The sequence below is a fragment of the Brevibacillus thermoruber 423 genome, assembly GCF_000454065.1.
Taxonomy (GTDB): Bacteria; Bacillota; Bacilli; order Brevibacillales; family Brevibacillaceae; genus Brevibacillus; species Brevibacillus thermoruber.
The window spans coordinates 555,912-573,070 of sequence record NZ_KE695650.1; the positions used below are offsets into that span (position 1 = coordinate 555,912).

A 17,159-nucleotide genomic window follows, 5' to 3' on the forward strand; every position below is an offset into this window, starting at 1 on the left:
GTGGAACGCGTCACGGCAGCCATTGCCGAGCGGAGAGAAGAGCTGTTCGCCCTGCTGGCCGAGCTCATCGCCCATCCCACGGTCAGCCCGCCCGCCCGCAACAGCGGCGGCGCGCAGAGCCTGATCGCCCGAAAGCTGCGCGAGCTGGGCTTTGACGTGGACCGCTGGACGGTCTTTCCCGGCGATGACAACGTGGTGGGCCGCCTGAGGGGCACCGCACCGGAGCGGGCGAACAGCCTGATTGTCAACGGACATATCGACGTGGCGGAAGTGGGCGACGACAGCGGCTGGACGTATCCGCCGTTCGCCCTCACCCGCGGCCGGGACGGACGACTGTACGGACGCGGCGTCGCTGACATGAAAGGCGGCCTGGCAGCCAGCCTGTTTGCCATTCAGATGCTGCGCGAGCACGGAATCGAGCTGAAAGGCGACCTGATCTTCCAGTCCGTGATCGGCGAAGAAGCGGGCGAAGCAGGCACCCTCGCCGCCATCGAACGGGGCTATACCGCCGATTACGCCGTCGTCGTGGACACCAGCCACCTGCACATGCAGGGACAGGGCGGCGTGATTACCGGCTGGATCATGGTAGAGAGCCCCGTCACCCTGCACGACGGGATGCGGGCCAGAACCATCCATGCCGGCGGACGGGTGCACGGCGCCTCCGCGATCGAGAAGATGATGAAGATCATCGGGTCGCTGCAGGAACTGGAACGCCACTGGGCGGTGATGAAGACGTACCCCGGATTTCCGCCGGGCAGCAACACGATCAATCCCGCGGTCATCGAAGGCGGCCGGCATGCGGCGTTTATCGCCGACCGCTGCGCGCTGTGGATTACCGTCCATTTTTACCCGAACGAATCGCATGAAGCGATCATTCGCGAGATCGAAGACCATGTGTTGGCGGCGGCCGCGGCCGACCCGTGGCTGCGGGACCACCCGCCCACATTCCGCTGGGGAGGCCGGTCGATGATCGAAGAGCGGGGCGAGATTTTCCCCTCGCTGGAACTGGATCTCGGCCATCCGGCGCTGTCCAGGCTGAAGTGGGCCTATGAGGCAGAGATGCAGTGTCCGCCTGTGGTGGACATGTCCGGAACCGTGACGGATGCGGGCTGGTTTGCCCACGCCGGAATTCCGGCGGTGATATTCGGTCCCGGCGAGCTGTCCCAGGCCCATGCCGTCGACGAGTCGATCGATCCGGACGAACTGGTCCGCTTTGCGCAAATCATGGCCCGGTTTCTCGCAGACTGGTGCAACACGGAGAAGGAGTGAATATCGTCGTGGCGACTTTTACACAGCGCCTGTTGAACAGCGTGGCCCCGATCTGGGAGCGCACGCATCGCCATCCGTTCGTAACCGGCTTGGGCGACGGCAGTTTGCCGGTTGAATCGTTCAAGTTTTACCTGAAGCAGGATTACGTCTACCTGATTGACTACGCCAAACTCTTCGCGATCGCCAGCACCAAGGCGGACGATCTGGCCACCAGCGCCAAGTTTGCCGCCCTGCAGGAGGCGACGCTCCATCACGAGATGGAACTGCACCGTCAGTACGCCGCCCGCTTCGGGATTTCCCGCGAAGAACTGGAGGCGACCCAGCCGTCGTTTGTAATGCTGGCCTACACCAGCTACATGCTGAAAGTGGCCCACCAAGGCACGCTCGCCGAACTGGTCAGCGCCGTTCTGCCCTGCATGTGGAGCTATTGGGAGATCGGCAAGCAACTGGCGCAGGTGGACGGCGCGCTGGATCATGAGCTCTACGGCGAGTGGGTGCGCACCTACAGCTCGGACGAGTTCGGCCAACTGGCGCAGTGGCTGATCGGGCTGATGGATCAACTGGCGGAAGGCAAAAGCAAGCGGGAACTGGCCCGTCTGGAAGAGCATTTTCTCAATACGTCGCGCATGGAGTACCTGTTCTGGGAGATGGCGTACCGGAGGGAAATGTGGCCGTGCGAGAAAAACTAGCCTTCGCGGGCGTCCGATTCTCCTACGGGGAGAAAGCCATTCTCGACGGTTTTCAGCTCACGGTCGGGCGCGGCGAACTGGTCAGCCTGATCGGGCCCAGCGGGATTGGCAAAAGCACGCTGTTTCAGTTGGCGGCGGGCCTGCTGCAGCCGCAGGACGGGGAGATCAGGCTGGACGGCGAACCGGCGGCCCGGCGGCTGGGGCAGGTCGCCTATATGCCGCAGCGTGATCTGCTGATGCCGTGGCGGACAGTCGTGGAAAACGCGGCGCTGCCGCTGGAGATCCAGGGAATGCCGCGCAAAGAAGCGCAGGCCCGGGTGCGGCAGGAGCTGCCCCGCTTCGGTCTGGGCGGCTGGGCGGACGCTTATCCCGCGCAGCTCTCCGGCGGCATGCGGCAGCGCGTCTCGTTTTTGCGCGCGCTGATGACGGGCAGCGACCTCCTGCTCCTGGATGAACCGTTCAGCGCCTTGGACGGCATTACCCGGATGGAGATGCAGGAGTGGCTGCTTGCGATGTGGCAGCAGACGGGCAGCACGATGCTGTTGATCACCCACGACATCGACGAGGCGATCCTTCTGGCGGACCGGATCGTCGTGCTTCTCGGCAGCCCGATCAGCCGCCCGGTGGAACTGGCCGTCCCGGTGCCGCGGCCGCGCTCGCTGTCGAGCCGCAGTCACCCGGCGTTTCAGGCGCTGCGTGAGCAGATTTGGGAGCTGCTGCGCCAATCAACGGCAGCACAGCCGGTCGGGAGGTATGCGTGATGAGGACGGTTTACCGGGGAATCTGGTTTGGCGCCTCGCTCGTGCTGCTCTTGGCCGGCTGGGAGGCGGTCTGCCGCCTGTTTGCCATCCCGCCGTTTATCCTCCCGCCGCCAAGCGCCGTGCTGCTGGCCGTATGGGATTTGCGCGAGCAGCTATTCGGCCTGCACCTGTGGGCGACGCTGCGGGAAGTGCTGATGGGATTGGCGGCGTCGATCGTGTTCGGCATTGCGCTCGCCCTGGCGATGAATCTCAGCCGCACCGTGGAACGGCTGGTCTATCCCTATATCGTTATTTCGCAGACGATTCCCATCATCGCCCTGTCGCCCGTCTTCATTCTCTGGTTCGGCTACGAACTGTCGGGAAAAATCGCCGTGACGATCTTGTTCACGTTTTTTCCCATCGTCGTCAGTACCTATGACGGCCTGCGCGCGGCCGACCCGGAGATGGTCAACCTGCTGCGGACGATGGGGGCGACGCGCTGGCAGATTTTCGCCAAACTGCAGCTTCCGGCCAGCCTGCCGCATTTTTTCAGCGGCCTGAAGGTGGCAGCCACGTACAGCGTGGGGGGGGCGACCATCGGGGAGTGGCTGGGCGCGAGCGAGGGATTGGGCTATTTCGGCCGGCGGGCATCGGGCAATTTCCAGGCGCCCGCCCTGTTTGCCTCCGTGCTGCTGCTCTCCGTCCTCGGCATGCTGCTCTTCTGGCTGGCCGGCACGATCGAGCGGCGGTTCGCACCGCATACGCGCACGAACACACCGAAACAGATGAAATCACAGTAAGGAGACTGTTGAACCATGAAACGTTTTTCCAGATGGGCCAAGACACTGATGACCCTGTCGCTGGCGGCAGGGCTGGCGGCGTGCGGCAGCCAGACGGGAAGCGAAACGGCGCCGCAAGCCAGTCAGCCTGCGGCGGGCGGCGGCGAGCCGACCGAACTGACCATCGCGCTCGACTGGTATCCGAACGCCGTGCACTCGTTCCTCTACGCGGCGGAAGAACAAGGCTATTTTCGCGAGGAAAACCTGAACGTCCACCTGCAAATGCCGTCGGACACCAACGACCCGCTGAAAATGGTGGCGGTCGGCAAGGTGGACATGGCCATCAGCTACCAGCCGCAGGTGGTGCAGGCGCGTTCCGAAGGCATTCCGGTCGTCTCCATCGCGGCGCTCGTGCGCCAGCCGCTGAACGTGATCATGACGCGCAAGGACAGCGGTCTGGACACGCCGGAAAAGCTGGTTGGCAAGAACATCGGCTACCCGTCCATTCCGCTGGACGAGTCGATCGTCCGCACTGTGCTGAAGCATGCGGGCGCGGATGATTCCGGCCTTAGCTTTACCAACATCGGCTTTGACATCATCCCGGCGCTCACGGCGAAACAAGTGGATGCGGTCGTGGGCGGCTACATCAACCACGAACAGTTGATTCTGGAGAAAAACGGCGTGCCCGTCAACGTGATCAAGCCCAGTGACTTTGGCGTCCCTTCCTACTACGAGCTGGTCATCGCCACCAGCGACGAGACCCTGGGCAAAAAGCAGCAGGCGCTGGAGGCGTTCCTGCGCGCGGCCGCCAAAGGGCAGGAATACGTGGCGAAACACAAGGAAACAGCGCTCCAGCTCCTCTTGGACAAACAGGCCAAAGAGTTCCCGCTGGATAAAGACGTGGAGACGAAGAGCCTGGACATCCTGCTGCCGTTGATGGACGCGGGCGACCAGCCGTTCGGCAGCCAGACGGCCGAATCCTGGCAGAAGCTGATCGACTGGATGAAACAGGAGAAGCTGATCACGAAAGACGTCAACGTGGACGAAGTCATGCGCAATCTGGTGAAGTAAACGCGAAGCCCAAACACGGACCAACGTGTTTGGGCTTTGTTGTCTGCCGCTGGTTGTCACAGCTTTCCCAGGATCCGAATGATTTTATGGATGGCGTAGTCCAGGTCAAACAGATCATCCTCGCCGAGCTGGCCGATCCGGTCGCAGAACAAGCGATAAAATTCCTCCCAGCGCTGATAAACCGTGCGTTTTCCCTTTTCGGTCCCACAAACGCTTTTCTTTTTGCCGGCAGCCGTCTTATAATGGAAAGGGGAATTCAGGACAAGGAGACGTTTTGATGAACGACAATCGCGAAGATCGCTACAACAAGCTGATTATCTGGACGTTTGTCGGCAGCGTGTTGATTTGTACGCTGTCCGTCGCCATTTACATGTACCTGATCTTGTTTTGAATAAAGGGGAACAACGATGAAGCCACTGACGCCGGTCAGTGGCTTTTTTTGGCCGGTTGGCCTATGATCGGACAGCCCGGTAATGCGTCTTTAGTCTGCGGACCGTGCCGTGCCAGTTGAAGGCGGAGCGGACCCTTGCCCTGCCGTTGGCGACCAGCCGTCTCCGCAGCGCTGGATTGCTGCGGATGCGGGCGATGGCGCGGGCAAAAGCGGCCGGGCTGCCGGCCTGGTTGACCAGCAAGCCGCTGTGTCCGTGTACGACCACTTCCCGTATCCCGCCGCTATTGGAGGCCACAACGGGGATGCCGGACGCCATCGCCTCGGAGTTGACGGTGGCCAGGCCTTCGCGAAACAGGGTGGGGCAGACGAAGACATCTCCGAGCTGAAACATCTGGTGCACGCGGGAAGGCGGCACGTAGCCCGTGAAGCGGACGGGGACGCGCAAGCGCTTGGACAGACTGCGGACGTACCGCATGTACGCCGTCTGCCGCCTCACGCCAGGCCAGGAGGCGCCGACGGCCACCAAGCGGATGTTGGGAATGCGCCGTTTCAACAGGGCGACGGAGCGGATCAGGGTATGCAGCCCCTTGCCTCTGACCATTCGTCCGACGAAAAGGACGTTGAAACTCCCGGCCAATCCCATGCGTCTCCGCAGACGCAGTTTCGACGCGGCCGACCACGGGCGGAATTTTGCCGCATCCACCCCGGGGATGGCGGTGCGGAATTTGCGGGCGTGGGCGGGATAGCGCCGTCTCATCGTGTTGGTGACAAACGAAGAGACGGAAGTGACGCCGTTCACCTGACGGAGAATGGCATTGGCCCGCGGTTGGGACAGGCGGGACATGAAGGTGAGCGAGTGGAGCGACAGCATGATCGGCGTCCGGGGGAACACCTTTCGCACGTACGGAACAAATCGCGGCCGATTCTCAATCTGGATGATGTGAAACGACCGTCCCGCCACTTTGCCCAATGCGGAGCGCAGGTAGGCGAACGGCTTGCGGCTGGGGACGCGGATCACCAGCAGGTTGCCGCCGACGTACCGGCTGACGCGCGGCAAGCGGGGATGGCTGCGGCTGAGCACCACGACCTTCTCGCTTTGCGCCATGCGCTTGAAAATGTTGTACGTGACGGATTCGACGGAGCCGCCTTTGATCGGGGGGACCGGCAGCTGCTCTGGACAGATAACCAGGATGCGCACCTCTTCACCCCTCCACGTGTACGAGTGTTGAGCTTATGCCCGTATATCCTATGTAGGGAAGGGGTGCGATCTCCTAGACGACTACCTGTTTTCGCAAAATAGGCCGCCCGTGCGGGGACACAAACGGCCTTGCGGGGCCCTAGCGGCCGGCCGCCCTCAGTTTCCGTTCCAATTCGGCGACGGTCAGGTTGTGCAGCTCCGCAAAGCCCGCCCCCCGCAGCGCGATCGTTCGCCCCTGGATGAGCGGATAAACGCCCTGCCAGATCCCGACGGCGCTTTTTACATCCGTGCCGGGAAGAGCCCGCAAAAACAGGACGTACCTGCCTTCGCCGAGCGGACCCGGGTAGATCAGGTTGATCGGATCGGGAGGAGGGGGCAGCGGCTGGACGCCGGTGCTGAGCAGCTTGACCGTCCGGGAACCCGACCCTTTCAGGAATCGTTCAATCTTCACCATCTGCACGAAATTGACCAGTCTCCCGGCGGCCACTCGTCTGCTTGTCGGGTATGACCGGTAGGTGGCGTCGGTCGTCCCGACGACGATCAGCGTGCTCTGGCGCACCAACTCCCGCACGTCTTTGACCGGAGTGGTGTCCACCCGCAGGTTGGCAATGCCCGGCTGGGCCGACGCCGGGACGGCTACCAGCAGCAGTACGATCAGAACGAGCAGTCCTTTTTTGCACACATTCAATCCCTCCCGCTAGACGGCACATTCCGTTTTAGTATGAACGCTGCCGCAAGCGATATACGATCCGGCACGATATACAGGAGAAACTGTCCTTTTTGTTGTAACAATATTTCGAAAAATGCCGCAAAATGGTATCATGGAACGTAGGGCTGCTAGATTTTTCAATCTGGCACAACACTAGGAGAAGGAGGGTATTATGAATCATTTACTCAAACGCACCGGGGTGTGGCTGCTGACGCTGCTGCTGCTGCTGAATGCGGCGGCGGTGCCGGCCTTCGCCCAAAACGCGGCGGCCGCAGCCGACCCGCTGACGGCCAACATCGACAAGCGGCTGGCCGACCTGGCCCAGGACGAGAACAGCGTCGGTCTTCACGCCGGCATCGCCGTCTACGATTTGAACGAAAAGGCGTTTCTGTACCGGCACAACGCCCAGCGAACGTACGTACCCGCATCCAACCTGAAGCTGTTCACCACGATTGCGGCGCTGGACAAACTGGGCCCCGATTACCAATGGAAGACGGAGGTGTACACGTCCGGCAGGCTGCTGCCGAGCGGCGTGCTCAACGGCGACCTGATCGTGAAAGGATACGGGGACCCCGGACTGTCTGTCGCAGACCTGCAGGGTATCGCCGCCGCCCTGAAAGAGAAGGGGCTGACCCAGGTGAACGGCGATCTGCTGGTGGACGACAGCTATTTCGATGACGTCCGCCTCGGCTCCGGCTGGATGTGGGATGACGAGCCATACGGCTACAGTGCCCAACTGAGCGCACTGGCGGTACATAAGAACAGCATCACCGTAACGGTCACGCCGGCGAAACGAGCGGGAGAGGCGCCGACGCTGACGATGGAGCCGGACACGTCCTACATCCGGCTGGTGAACAACCTGAAAACCGTCGAGGGCACCACAAGCGAGGTCAGTGTCGAGCGGCCGCGCGGCACAAATACGGTCGTCTTTTCCGGAACAATCGGCATCCAGGCCCAACCCTACCAGGAAGACGTGACGATGGAAGACCCCGCCCTGTTTGCGGCCGAAGTGTGGAAGCGGCAGTTGGCCGCCGCCGGGATCACGCTGCGTCCCCAGGCGAAAACGGCCAAAACCACGGTCACCACGGGCGTCCCGCTCCATACGCACCTGTCCAAACCGCTGTCCGAACTGCTCGTGGAGCTGAACAAGGAGAGCGACAACTTCTACGCCGAGATGTTGTTGAAGACGCTCGGGGCCACGCAAAAAGGGGAAGGCAGCGCCAAGGCGGGCAGCGAAGTGGTCGCCGACGTGCTGAAGCGGGCCGGTGTAGACGCCGGTTATCAGCAGGTGGACGGTTCCGGCCTGTCCCGCTTCAACTGGATCACCGCCGAGCAGATGGTCAAACTGCTCGCCTTCGTGCAGGAGCAGGAGTACCGGGATGCGCTGGAAACATCCCTGCCGATCGCCGGTGTGGACGGCACCTTGAAAAGCCGTCTGCAGGGAACGCCGGCGGAGCGGAACGTCATCGCCAAGACCGGCTCGATGGGAGGCGTGAACAGCCTGTCCGGGTATGTCACCGCCAAGAACGGCCACAAGCTGGCGTTTTCCATCCTGATCAACGGCATCTACAAATCGAAGTACGCCCGCGATCTGCAGGACCAGATCGCGATCCTGCTGGCCCAGTACCCGGAGCTGAGCGCACCGGACGGATACGAGGCGCTGGAGCCCGCCACCTACAAGCTCTCGGCGCTGTTGGACCCGATCCTCGACGGTGCCGATCAGTCCGGAATTACGGCGGGCGTGATCGTCAAGGCGCTGGACGAAACGGGGGACGATGCCGTCTGGTACGAGCGAAACGCCGACACGCTGATGACGCCGGCCTCCAACCTGAAGCTGCTGACTTCGGCTGCGAGTCTCATCCAGTTGGGGAGCGAGTATACATTCAAAACGGAGCTGTACGGGTCGGTGCCCCTGCCGAAAAACGGCGTGCTGAACGGCGATCTGTACGTCAAGGGCTACGGCGATCCCACCCTGCACACGGAGGACAGCCTGAAAGTGCTGGAAGGCGTTTCCGTCGAAGAGATCGCCGGCTGGCTGAAAGCGCAGGGCATCAAGCGGATCAACGGCAATCTCGTGCTGGACGACAGCTATTTTGATGACCAGCGGCTCGGCCTCGGCTGGGCCTGGGACGACGAGAGCTACTACTACAATCCGCTGATCGGCGCGCTGGCCCTCAACCGCGGCACGGTAATGGTAGAGTACCAGCCGGGCGCGAAAGCGGGAGCGGCGGTCCAGGTAAATCTGCTGCCCAAGACCGCGTACGTCAAGGTCATCAACGAAGCGAAAACGGTCGCGGCCGGTGAGGAAAACACCTTTGCCATCACGCGCGACCGAGGGACGAACACGATCCGCGTCACCGGAAACCTGCCGCTGGGAACGAAAGGCGACTACGAACGGGTACCGGTGGAAGAGCCCGCCTTGTACTTCGGCACAGTCCTGCGGGAGACGCTGGAAAAGGAAGGGATCACCTTCGCCGGCAGCGGCAAGGTATCGGTCGGAACCGTTCCCGCCCAGGCGGTCAAGTGGACGGAGTTTGCGTCGCAGCCGCTTCGGGAGATCGTCTCCTATCTCAACAAGAAAAGCGACAACTTCTACGCCGAAATGCTGCTGAAAACGCTGGGCGCAGTCAAAGGCGAGGAAGGCAGCGCCGCCGCCGGAGCAACGATCGTGCGGGACACGGTCCAATCGCTTGGGGGCCCAACCAATTTCGACATGGTGGACGGCTCCGGTCTGACCCGCTACAACCTCATCTCCGCCCGCCACATCCTGTCGGTGCTGGAGGGAATGAGCAGGCAGGAGACCTTTGAGGCGTACTACGACTCCCTGCCGGTGGCCGGCGTAGACGGCACGCTGCAAAACCGGATGAAGGGAACGGCGGCCGAACAGAACGTGCGCGCCAAGACAGGCTCCATGACGGGCGTAAACAGCCTGTCCGGCTACGTGACCACCCCGGACGGCAAGAAGCTGGCGTTCTCCATCCTGCTGAACGGGTATGCGAAAGACGGCAAAACCTTTACCGACATGCAGGACCAGATCGCCATCGCGCTCGCCTCTTTTCAAGACTGACAGAAGAAGGTGAACCCGCAAGCCGCTTGTCGGAAAGACGGCAAGTGGATTGCGGGTGTTTTCTATTAACGGAAAATTCACGATTGTATATGGATTGAAAATTGTCGTATAATGAAAAACAAAAATAGAAAACGGAACAAAAATTCCGAATATCGGAACGGAGGGTGTGGTTTGTCGGAGATCAACAAAACGGTCCGCACGGCGGCGGATCTGCTTCATCTGTTTCTCGACCGCCGGCAGCTGCCGCTGTCGGAAACGGTCGAACATTCCGGTCACCCGAACACGTCCGTTCACGGTCTGGGATGGAGAAAACCGACAGGAGGGAATCGGCGATGAAGGTACATGTGGAACCGCTGGGCGATCATGCCGTGGTCGTCCGGTTCGGGACAAGCATTGACCCGCACATCCACGGGCAGGTGAAGCAATTTTCCGCATCCCTGGAGCAGGATCCGCTGCCCGGCATGGTGGAATACATCCCCGCTTATGCCACCGTCACGATTTTCTATGACCCCGTCGCGGTATACGAGCGGAACAAAGGCTGGCAGCGGACGGACGGGGGAAGCCGGCCGCCGTTTTCTCCCTACGAATGGTACTGCGGGCAGATCCGCGAAAGGCTGAACAGCCTGGGAGAAGCGGCCCCCGCCAGCGGTCGGGTGGTGAAGATTCCCGTTCTCTACGGGGGCGAAGTGGGGCCCGACCTCGGAGAAGTGGCCCGCCACAACAACCTGACGGAGCAGGAAGTGATCGAAACGCATGCCTCAGGCGACTACCAGGTGTACATGATCGGGTTCGCGCCCGGATTTCCCTATATCGGGGGGATGCCGGAGAAAATCGCCACTCCCCGGAGACAGTCGCCCCGGCTGTCCATCCCCGCAGGTTCCGTCGGCATCGCCGGCAAGCAGACCGGCATCTATCCGCTGGAGACACCGGGAGGCTGGCAGATTATCGGCCGAACGCCGCTGAGGCTGTTCCGTCCGGAAGCGGATCCGCCCAGCCTGCTGCAGGCGGGGGACCGCGTCCGGTTTGTTCCCGTAACCGAAGAGGAATTTCGCGCATACGAGGAGGGATCGGCATGACGATGCGCGTCATCCGCCCCGGACTGCTGACGACGGTCCAGGATACAGGGCGCTACGGCTATCAAAAACACGGCGTCATCGTGAGCGGGGCCATGGACCCGTTTGCCCACCGGGCCGCCAATCTGCTGGTGGGCAACCGCGATTCGGACGCCACGCTGGAAATGACGCTGATCGGGGCCGCCCTCGAATTCACGGAGGACGCGCTGATCGCCATCTGCGGCGCCGATTTGTCGCCCACGATCGATGGCGTTCCCGTGCCGCTGTGGAAACCGGTGTGGGTAAAAAAGGGCACCGTCCTGGAGTCGGGCGGCTGCCGTTTTGGGGCTCGCAGCTACCTGGCCGTGGCTGGAGGGATACAGGTGCCGGTGGTGATGAACAGCCGATCCACCTACCTGCGGGCCGGAATCGGCGGTCATGAGGGGCGGCCGCTTCGTGCCGGAGACGTTTTGAAATCCGGTCCGCTGCCGGAGCAGTCGGCGTTGATGATCCGCCACCTGCGCACGCACGCGGAAGAGGGCGCGTTTGTCCCGGCGGAGTGGGGAATCGGACCGGAACTGCTGCCGATGTACGAATCCCAACCGGTGATTCGGGCCATCCGCGGCAGTCAGTGGGACTGGTTTGCGGCAGACAGCCAGGAGGCGTTTTTTTCGCAGCCGTTTCGGGTCACGCCGCAATCGGACCGGATGGGCTACAGGCTGGAGGGACCTGTCTTGTCGCTCGTCCGGCAGACGGAGCTGATCTCCGAAGCCGTGTCGTTCGGCACGGTGCAGGTCCCGGCCGAGGGAAAGCCCATCGTGCTGCTGGCCGATCGACAGACGACGGGCGGCTACCCGAAAATCGCCCAGATTGCCAGTGTCGATCTGCCGCTCATCGCCCAGACCAAGCCGGGGGATGTGATCCGGTTCGTCGAAATCAGCCGGGCCGAAGCGGAAGCGCTGCTGCTGGACAGGGAGTGCAGCATTCGCCAGGCCAAGCTGGGCATTCAGTTCAAACTCGCATAGGAGGGATTTGCATGTACCGCGTGGATTTGAATTGCGACATGGGAGAGAGCTTCGGCGCCTACCGGATCGGGAACGATGAAGCGATCCTGCCGTACATCACGTCGGCCAACATCGCCTGCGGCTTTCACGCCGGCGATCCGGGCACGATGCGCCGGACGGTGAAGCTGGCGCTGGAACACGGCGTCATGATCGGCGCCCATCCGGGCCTGCCCGATCTGCAGGGCTTCGGCCGGCGCAACATGGCCATTTCCCCGCAGGAAGCGTACGATCTGATCGTCTATCAAGTGGGAGCGCTGCAGGGGTTTGTGCAGGCGGAAGGCGGCGCGATGCAGCACGTGAAACCGCACGGCGCCCTGTACAACATGGCGGCCGCCAACCCGGAGCTGGCCCGGGCGATTGCCGAAGCCGTCTACCGGGTCAATCCGGAGCTCTACCTGGTTGGCCTCGCGGGCAGTCAGCTTGTTGTGCAGGGGGAAAAAATCGGCCTGCGGGTAAAGAGCGAGGTCTTTGCCGACCGCACCTATCAGCAGGACGGGTCGCTGACGCCGCGCAGCCAACCGGATGCGCTGATTGCCGATGACGAACAGGCGGTCTCCCAGGTGATCCGCATGGTCAAGGAAGGAAAGGTGACCACACGGCAGGGGACGGACATCGAGATTGCGGCGGAAACCGTCTGCATCCACGGCGACGGTCCGCACGCGCTGACGTTCGCCCGCAACATTCGCGCGGCGCTGGAAGCGTCCGGCATCGCGGTCAAGGCGATGAATCATCCAGCGTAGAGACAAACGGGGGGATATTTCATGAAAGCATCGAGAATCAGCTTGCTGTTGGGCGCCGCGTTTTTGATGGCTACGTCCGCCATCGGACCCGGCTTTCTGACGCAGACGACCGTTTTTACGCAAAAGCTGGCCGCCAGTTTTGGCTTTGTCATCCTGATGTCGATCCTGCTCGACATCGGGGCACAGATGAACGTGTGGCGCATTATCGCGGTGTCGGAAAGGCGGGCCCAGGACGTCGCCAACCTGGTCCTGCCCGGCTTGGGGTACCTCGTCGCCCTGCTGGTCGTGCTGGGCGGCCTGGCGTTCAACATCGGGAACGTCGCCGGAGCGGGTCTGGGATTGAACGTGCTGTTTGGCATGTCCGCAGAGACGGGGGCTTTGGTAAGTGCAATCATCGCCATCGGGATTTTCCTCGTGCGCGAGGCAGGCAAACTGATGGACCGATTTGCCCAGCTCATGGGCGTTGTCATGATTGCCCTGACCCTGTACGTCGCGGTCACCTCGTCGCCGCCTGTGGGTGAAGCGGTCATCAAAACCTTTGTTCCCGACACCATCGACGTACTGGCGATCGTCACCCTGGTGGGCGGCACGGTCGGGGGATACATCACGTTTGCCGGCGGCCATCGTCTCCTGGACGCGGGCATCAAGGGGGTTTCCTCCTTGCCGGAAGTGACGAAAAGCTCCGTCTCCGGCATCGCCATCGCGTCTGTCATGCGCATCATCCTGTTTCTCGCGGCGCTGGGCATTGTAGCCCAGGGGCTGCAGTTGGACCCGTCCAATCCGCCCGCGTCCGTCTTTCAGTTGGCGGCAGGGCAGGTGGGGTACAAGATCTTCGGCGTCGTCATGTGGGCCGCGGCCATCACCTCGGTCATCGGCAGCGCCTACACATCAGTCTCGTTTATTCGTACGTTCCATGAAAAGATCGACCGTTTCCACAACTGGATCATCGTCGGCTTCATCGCCGTTTCCACGCTGGTCTTTGTGCTGGTCGGCCGTCCGGTGAAAATCCTCGTCCTGGTGGGGGCCCTGAACGGCTTGATCCTCCCGCTCACGCTCGGGGTCATGCTGATTGCCGCCTACCGCAAAAACATCGTCGGGGATTACAAGCACCCGCTGTGGATGACCATCTTCGGCCTGATCGTCACCGTCACCATGGCGGTCATGGGCGTGTACACCATGGTAAACGAACTGCCAAAACTGTTCCAATAATCGGAAAGCAGGAGATGCCGCAGGACGCTCGCCGCGCCGCCTGCGGTGTTTTCTGTGCGATTCACGACCGAATGGGAGGGATTGAGAATGAACGAGTTTACGTCGATGCATCCGAAAGAGGCCCGTCTGTTGATGCGGGAGGGGCGTTGGGACAAGCCGACGGCAGGAATGGCCGCCGGATATGCGCAGGCCAACCTGGTGATTTTGCCAAAGGCGCTCGCCTTCGACTTTTTGCTGTTCTGTCAGCGCAATCCGAAGCCGTGTCCCGTGCTGGATGTGACCGAACCCGGATCACCCGTTCCGGAACTGGTGGCTCCGGACGCCGACCTGCGCACCGATCTTCCCCGATACCGCGTGTACCGGAACGGTGAACTGACGGAGGAAGTCACCCGGATTGATCATTTGTGGCGGGAGGACATGGTCGCCTTTTTGCTGGGCTGCAGCTTTACCTTTGAGCAGGCGCTCCTGGACAGCGGCATTCCGGTTCGCCACATCGAACAAAACAGCAACGTGCCCATGTACGTGACCAATCTGGACTGTGCAAAGGCGGGTCGATTCTCCGGCCCGATGGTGGTCAGCATGCGGCCCATCCCGCACGATCAGGTGGTGCGGGCGGTACAGGTCACCTCCCGCTTTCCGGCGGTGCACGGGGCTCCCGTCCACATCGGCGACCCGCGGCAGATCGGGATTGCCGATGTAAACACGCCTGACTTTGGCGATCCCGTCCCGATTTATCCCGGCGAAGTGCCCGTCTTCTGGGCCTGCGGCGTGACGCCGCAAGCCGTGGCGATGCGCTGCAAGCCGGAGTTGATGATCACCCACGCTCCGGGTCACATGTTTATCACCGACCAGCGGGACGCGCAGTACGGGGTCCTGTAACATGCGGCAGGCGCTGTCGACCATTCAGTGGGCCATGTTTATCCTCGCCGGCAGCGTGGTGGCTCCGCTTGCCATCGGGCAGGCGTACGGCATGACGCCGGTAGAAATCGCCGACTTTGTGCAGCGCTCGCTGTTTGTCCTGGGCGTCGTATCGGTCCTGCAGGCCCTCTGGGGACACCGTCTGCCCATCGCCGAAGGGCCCGCGGCGTTGTGGTGGGGCGTGTTTCTCCTGTTTGCTTCCCTGGCTCCCGCGATGGGACTCCATCCGCGAGACGTGCTCCCCGCCCTGGAACTGGGTCTGATCGCAAGCGGCCTTATTTTCCTCGCCGTGAGCGCGTGCGGCTGGATGGACGCGATTCGCCGGCTGTTTTCGCCGACGGTGGTCGGCACCTATTTCCTCCTGCTGGTGGCGCAGATGAGCGGACCGTTTGTCACCGGCATCCTGGGCGCAAAATCGGGCGCGATTGACGGGAAAGCGGCGGCGATTTCGCTCGCCACGCTCGCCGTGTCGCTGGTCCTTGCGAGGAGCCGACACCAACTGCTGCGCAGCTATTCGGTGCTGATCGCCATCGCGTTTGGCTGGTCCTTGTTCGTCCTGGCGGGTCTGTACCACAAAATCGAAGCCCCGGCGGAGAACTGGGTAGCCCTGCCTCATTTGCTGTCGTGGGGATGGCCGCACGTTGACGGCGGAATCATGCTTACCTCGCTCATCGTCACCGTCCTTTTGCTGAGCAACCTGATCGCCAGCATGGAAGCGGTGGAACGGGTGGTCCACCCTGCCGAGCCCGTCAGCGCCAACCGGTCCGGCCTGATCATGGGCATCAGCCAACTGCTGTCCGCCGCGTTTTCCACGATCGGCTTCGTGCCGGTTTCCTACACGGCCGGCTTTATCCTGACCACGCGGATGAAGGAAAAATGGCCGTTTTTGATGGGCAGTCTGCTGCTGGTGGCGGTCAGTTTCGTTCCGGCGGTCACGCTGTTGTTTGCCTCGATTCCCGTCTCGGTGGGGTACGCCAGCGTGTTTCTCTCGTTTGCCAACATGATTGGCATGGGCATCCGGGAGATCGCCAAAAACGGGCTGGATGAACGGCAGGGATATATCGTCGGCGTTGCGCTGATGGCCGGTGTCGGCTGCATGTTTTTGCCCGCCTCATTCCTGGCGCAGCTTCCGCCCTACATCAGTCCGCTCGTCAGCAACGGGCTGCTGATGGGCGTGCTGATCTGCATGGCGCTGGAGCGGCTGGTCCGCTCGCAGCCTGCATTCAGCCGGGAAAGCGAATGATTCTTTCCATTTTTCTGCAAACGTGGTATGATAACAGATGGAACAAATGTTCGAGTCAGGGGGAAGGGCGAATGGAATGCGTGCTGGACGACGTGACGGTTCATTATGTAGAGTACGGTGAGGGATTCCCTGTAGTGATGCTGCACGGATTTTCACCCGATCATCGGCTGATGACGGGCTGCATGGAGCCTGTCTTCGCCGACCGCCCGGGCTGGCGGCGGATCTATCTGGACCTACCCGGGATGGGACGGACCAAAGGAGCGGACTGGATCACAGGATCGGACGACATGCTGGCGGTCGTCGAGCGGGTGGTGGAGCGGCTGATACCGCCCGGGGCGCCGTTTTTGGTCGCGGGTGAATCCTACGGAGGCTATCTGGCCAGGGGATTGCTCACCCGGCAGGCGCATCGAATGGCCGGCATGCTGCTGATCTGTGCGGCCATTCACGCGGAAAAGGAAAAACGGGACCTGCCCCCCTTTACCGTGCTGGCTCGGGATGAGAAACTGCTGGCCGAGCTGACGCCGGAAGAGCGAGAGGAGTTTGCCTCCATTGCCGTCGTGCAGGACCGCTACAACTGGGAGCGTTTTGAGCGGGAAATCCTCTCCGGCGTGCGGATGGCCGACATGCGCTTTCTGGAAAAGCTGAAGCGGCGGTACGCGTTTTCGTTTGACGTGGAACCGCTGGTCGGGCGGTATGACAAACCGGTGCTGATCCTGACCGGACGGCAGGATGACCGCACGGGGTACCGGGACGCGTGGACGATCCTGGAGCATTTTCCGCGGGCCAGCTTCGTCGTGTTGGATCGCGCGGGCCACAACCTGCAGATCGAGCAAAGCCGGCTGTTTACCGCTCTCGTTCACGAATGGCTGGACCGAGTGGAGGAGGAGCTTCGCAGGCAAAACCGGTAGTCTGCGTCGCACAGACTGCCGGTTTTTTTCCGCCAACATCCGCTGCGCTTGCCGCCCCCGTCCGTCGTCAGCACGAGTATCAATTCCAGCGTGCAGGCCACAGGACACGCCG

Annotated in this window: 16 protein-coding genes; 14 read left to right on the forward strand and 2 right to left on the reverse strand. The window is 62.0% G+C overall.

Annotated elements, in window-relative coordinates; genetic code table 11:
* The 5 genes from M516_RS0111035 to M516_RS0111055 are packed head-to-tail and all read left to right on the forward strand — an operon-like array spanning position 1 to position 4,548.
* Positions 1-1,269: an acetylornithine deacetylase gene (locus tag M516_RS0111035; RefSeq protein WP_420796321.1), complete on the forward strand. Its 1,269-nt coding sequence runs from the start codon at positions 1-3 to the stop codon at positions 1,267-1,269.
* A gap of 8 nt (positions 1,270-1,277) precedes the next feature.
* Positions 1,278-1,958: a thiaminase II gene (tenA, locus tag M516_RS0111040; RefSeq protein WP_029099179.1), complete on the forward strand. Its 681-nt coding sequence runs from the start codon at positions 1,278-1,280 to the stop codon at positions 1,956-1,958.
* On the forward strand, positions 1,943-2,719 hold the full coding sequence (locus M516_RS0111045; protein ID WP_029099180.1) for an ABC transporter ATP-binding protein: 777 nt from the start codon (positions 1,943-1,945) through the stop codon (positions 2,717-2,719). The genes tenA and M516_RS0111045 overlap by 16 nt, the downstream gene beginning before the upstream one ends.
* Positions 2,719-3,498: an ABC transporter permease gene (locus M516_RS0111050; RefSeq protein WP_029099181.1), complete on the forward strand. Its 780-nt coding sequence runs from the start codon at positions 2,719-2,721 to the stop codon at positions 3,496-3,498. Before M516_RS0111045 ends, M516_RS0111050 begins: the two co-directional genes overlap by 1 nt.
* A gap of 15 nt (positions 3,499-3,513) precedes the next feature.
* Positions 3,514-4,548, forward strand: a complete 1,035-nt coding sequence (locus tag M516_RS0111055; RefSeq protein ID WP_029099182.1) for an ABC transporter substrate-binding protein — start codon at positions 3,514-3,516, stop codon at positions 4,546-4,548.
* Positions 4,549-5,000: 452 nt separating this feature from the next.
* Here the strand turns inward: M516_RS0111055 and M516_RS0111070 are convergent, their stop codons facing one another.
* Positions 5,001-6,137, reverse strand: a complete 1,137-nt coding sequence (locus tag M516_RS0111070) for a glycosyltransferase family 4 protein (RefSeq protein WP_029099183.1) — start codon at positions 6,135-6,137, stop codon at positions 5,001-5,003.
* A 139-nt stretch (positions 6,138-6,276) separates the two neighbouring features.
* The gene (locus tag M516_RS0111075) at positions 6,277-6,819 is read right to left on the reverse strand and encodes a hypothetical protein (RefSeq protein WP_029099184.1); all 543 of its coding nucleotides are present in this window, start codon (positions 6,817-6,819) and stop codon (positions 6,277-6,279) included.
* 199 nt (positions 6,820-7,018) lie between these two features.
* Between M516_RS0111075 and dacB the strand changes: the two genes are divergently transcribed.
* The 9 genes from dacB to M516_RS0111120 all read left to right on the forward strand — a co-directional run bounded on the left by dacB (position 7,019) and on the right by M516_RS0111120 (position 17,047).
* Positions 7,019-9,913 carry a D-alanyl-D-alanine carboxypeptidase/D-alanyl-D-alanine endopeptidase gene (gene dacB / locus M516_RS0111080; RefSeq protein ID WP_029099185.1) on the forward strand — a complete coding sequence of 965 codons (2,895 nt, stop codon included), beginning with the start codon at positions 7,019-7,021 and terminating at the stop codon, positions 9,911-9,913.
* A 171-nt stretch (positions 9,914-10,084) separates the two neighbouring features.
* A complete protein-coding gene (locus tag M516_RS25565; RefSeq protein WP_193746963.1) occupies positions 10,085-10,249 on the forward strand; it encodes a hypothetical protein in 165 nt (54 codons plus the stop codon).
* A complete protein-coding gene (pxpB, locus tag M516_RS0111090; protein WP_029099186.1) occupies positions 10,246-10,989 on the forward strand; it encodes a 5-oxoprolinase subunit PxpB in 744 nt (247 codons plus the stop codon). The genes M516_RS25565 and pxpB overlap by 4 nt, the downstream gene beginning before the upstream one ends.
* Positions 10,986-11,990, forward strand: a complete 1,005-nt coding sequence (locus M516_RS0111095) for a 5-oxoprolinase subunit C family protein (protein WP_029099187.1) — start codon at positions 10,986-10,988, stop codon at positions 11,988-11,990. The genes pxpB and M516_RS0111095 overlap by 4 nt, the downstream gene beginning before the upstream one ends.
* Before the next feature lie 11 nt (positions 11,991-12,001).
* Positions 12,002-12,769 (forward strand): LamB/YcsF family protein, encoded by a 768-nt coding sequence (locus M516_RS0111100; RefSeq protein ID WP_029099188.1) that lies wholly within the window; start codon positions 12,002-12,004, stop codon positions 12,767-12,769.
* 21 nt (positions 12,770-12,790) lie between these two features.
* Positions 12,791-13,978, forward strand: a complete 1,188-nt coding sequence (locus M516_RS0111105; RefSeq protein ID WP_029099189.1) for an NRAMP family divalent metal transporter — start codon at positions 12,791-12,793, stop codon at positions 13,976-13,978.
* Between the two features lie 87 nt (positions 13,979-14,065).
* A complete protein-coding gene (locus M516_RS0111110; RefSeq protein WP_029099190.1) occupies positions 14,066-14,857 on the forward strand; it encodes a putative hydro-lyase in 792 nt (263 codons plus the stop codon).
* 1 nt (position 14,858) lies between these two features.
* The gene (locus M516_RS0111115) at positions 14,859-16,139 is read left to right on the forward strand and encodes a purine/pyrimidine permease (protein WP_029099191.1); all 1,281 of its coding nucleotides are present in this window, start codon (positions 14,859-14,861) and stop codon (positions 16,137-16,139) included.
* A 71-nt stretch (positions 16,140-16,210) separates the two neighbouring features.
* Entirely contained in the window at positions 16,211-17,047 is an 837-nt protein-coding gene (locus M516_RS0111120) for an alpha/beta fold hydrolase (protein ID WP_029099192.1), read from the forward strand.
* The last annotated feature ends 112 nt before the right edge of the window (positions 17,048-17,159 follow it).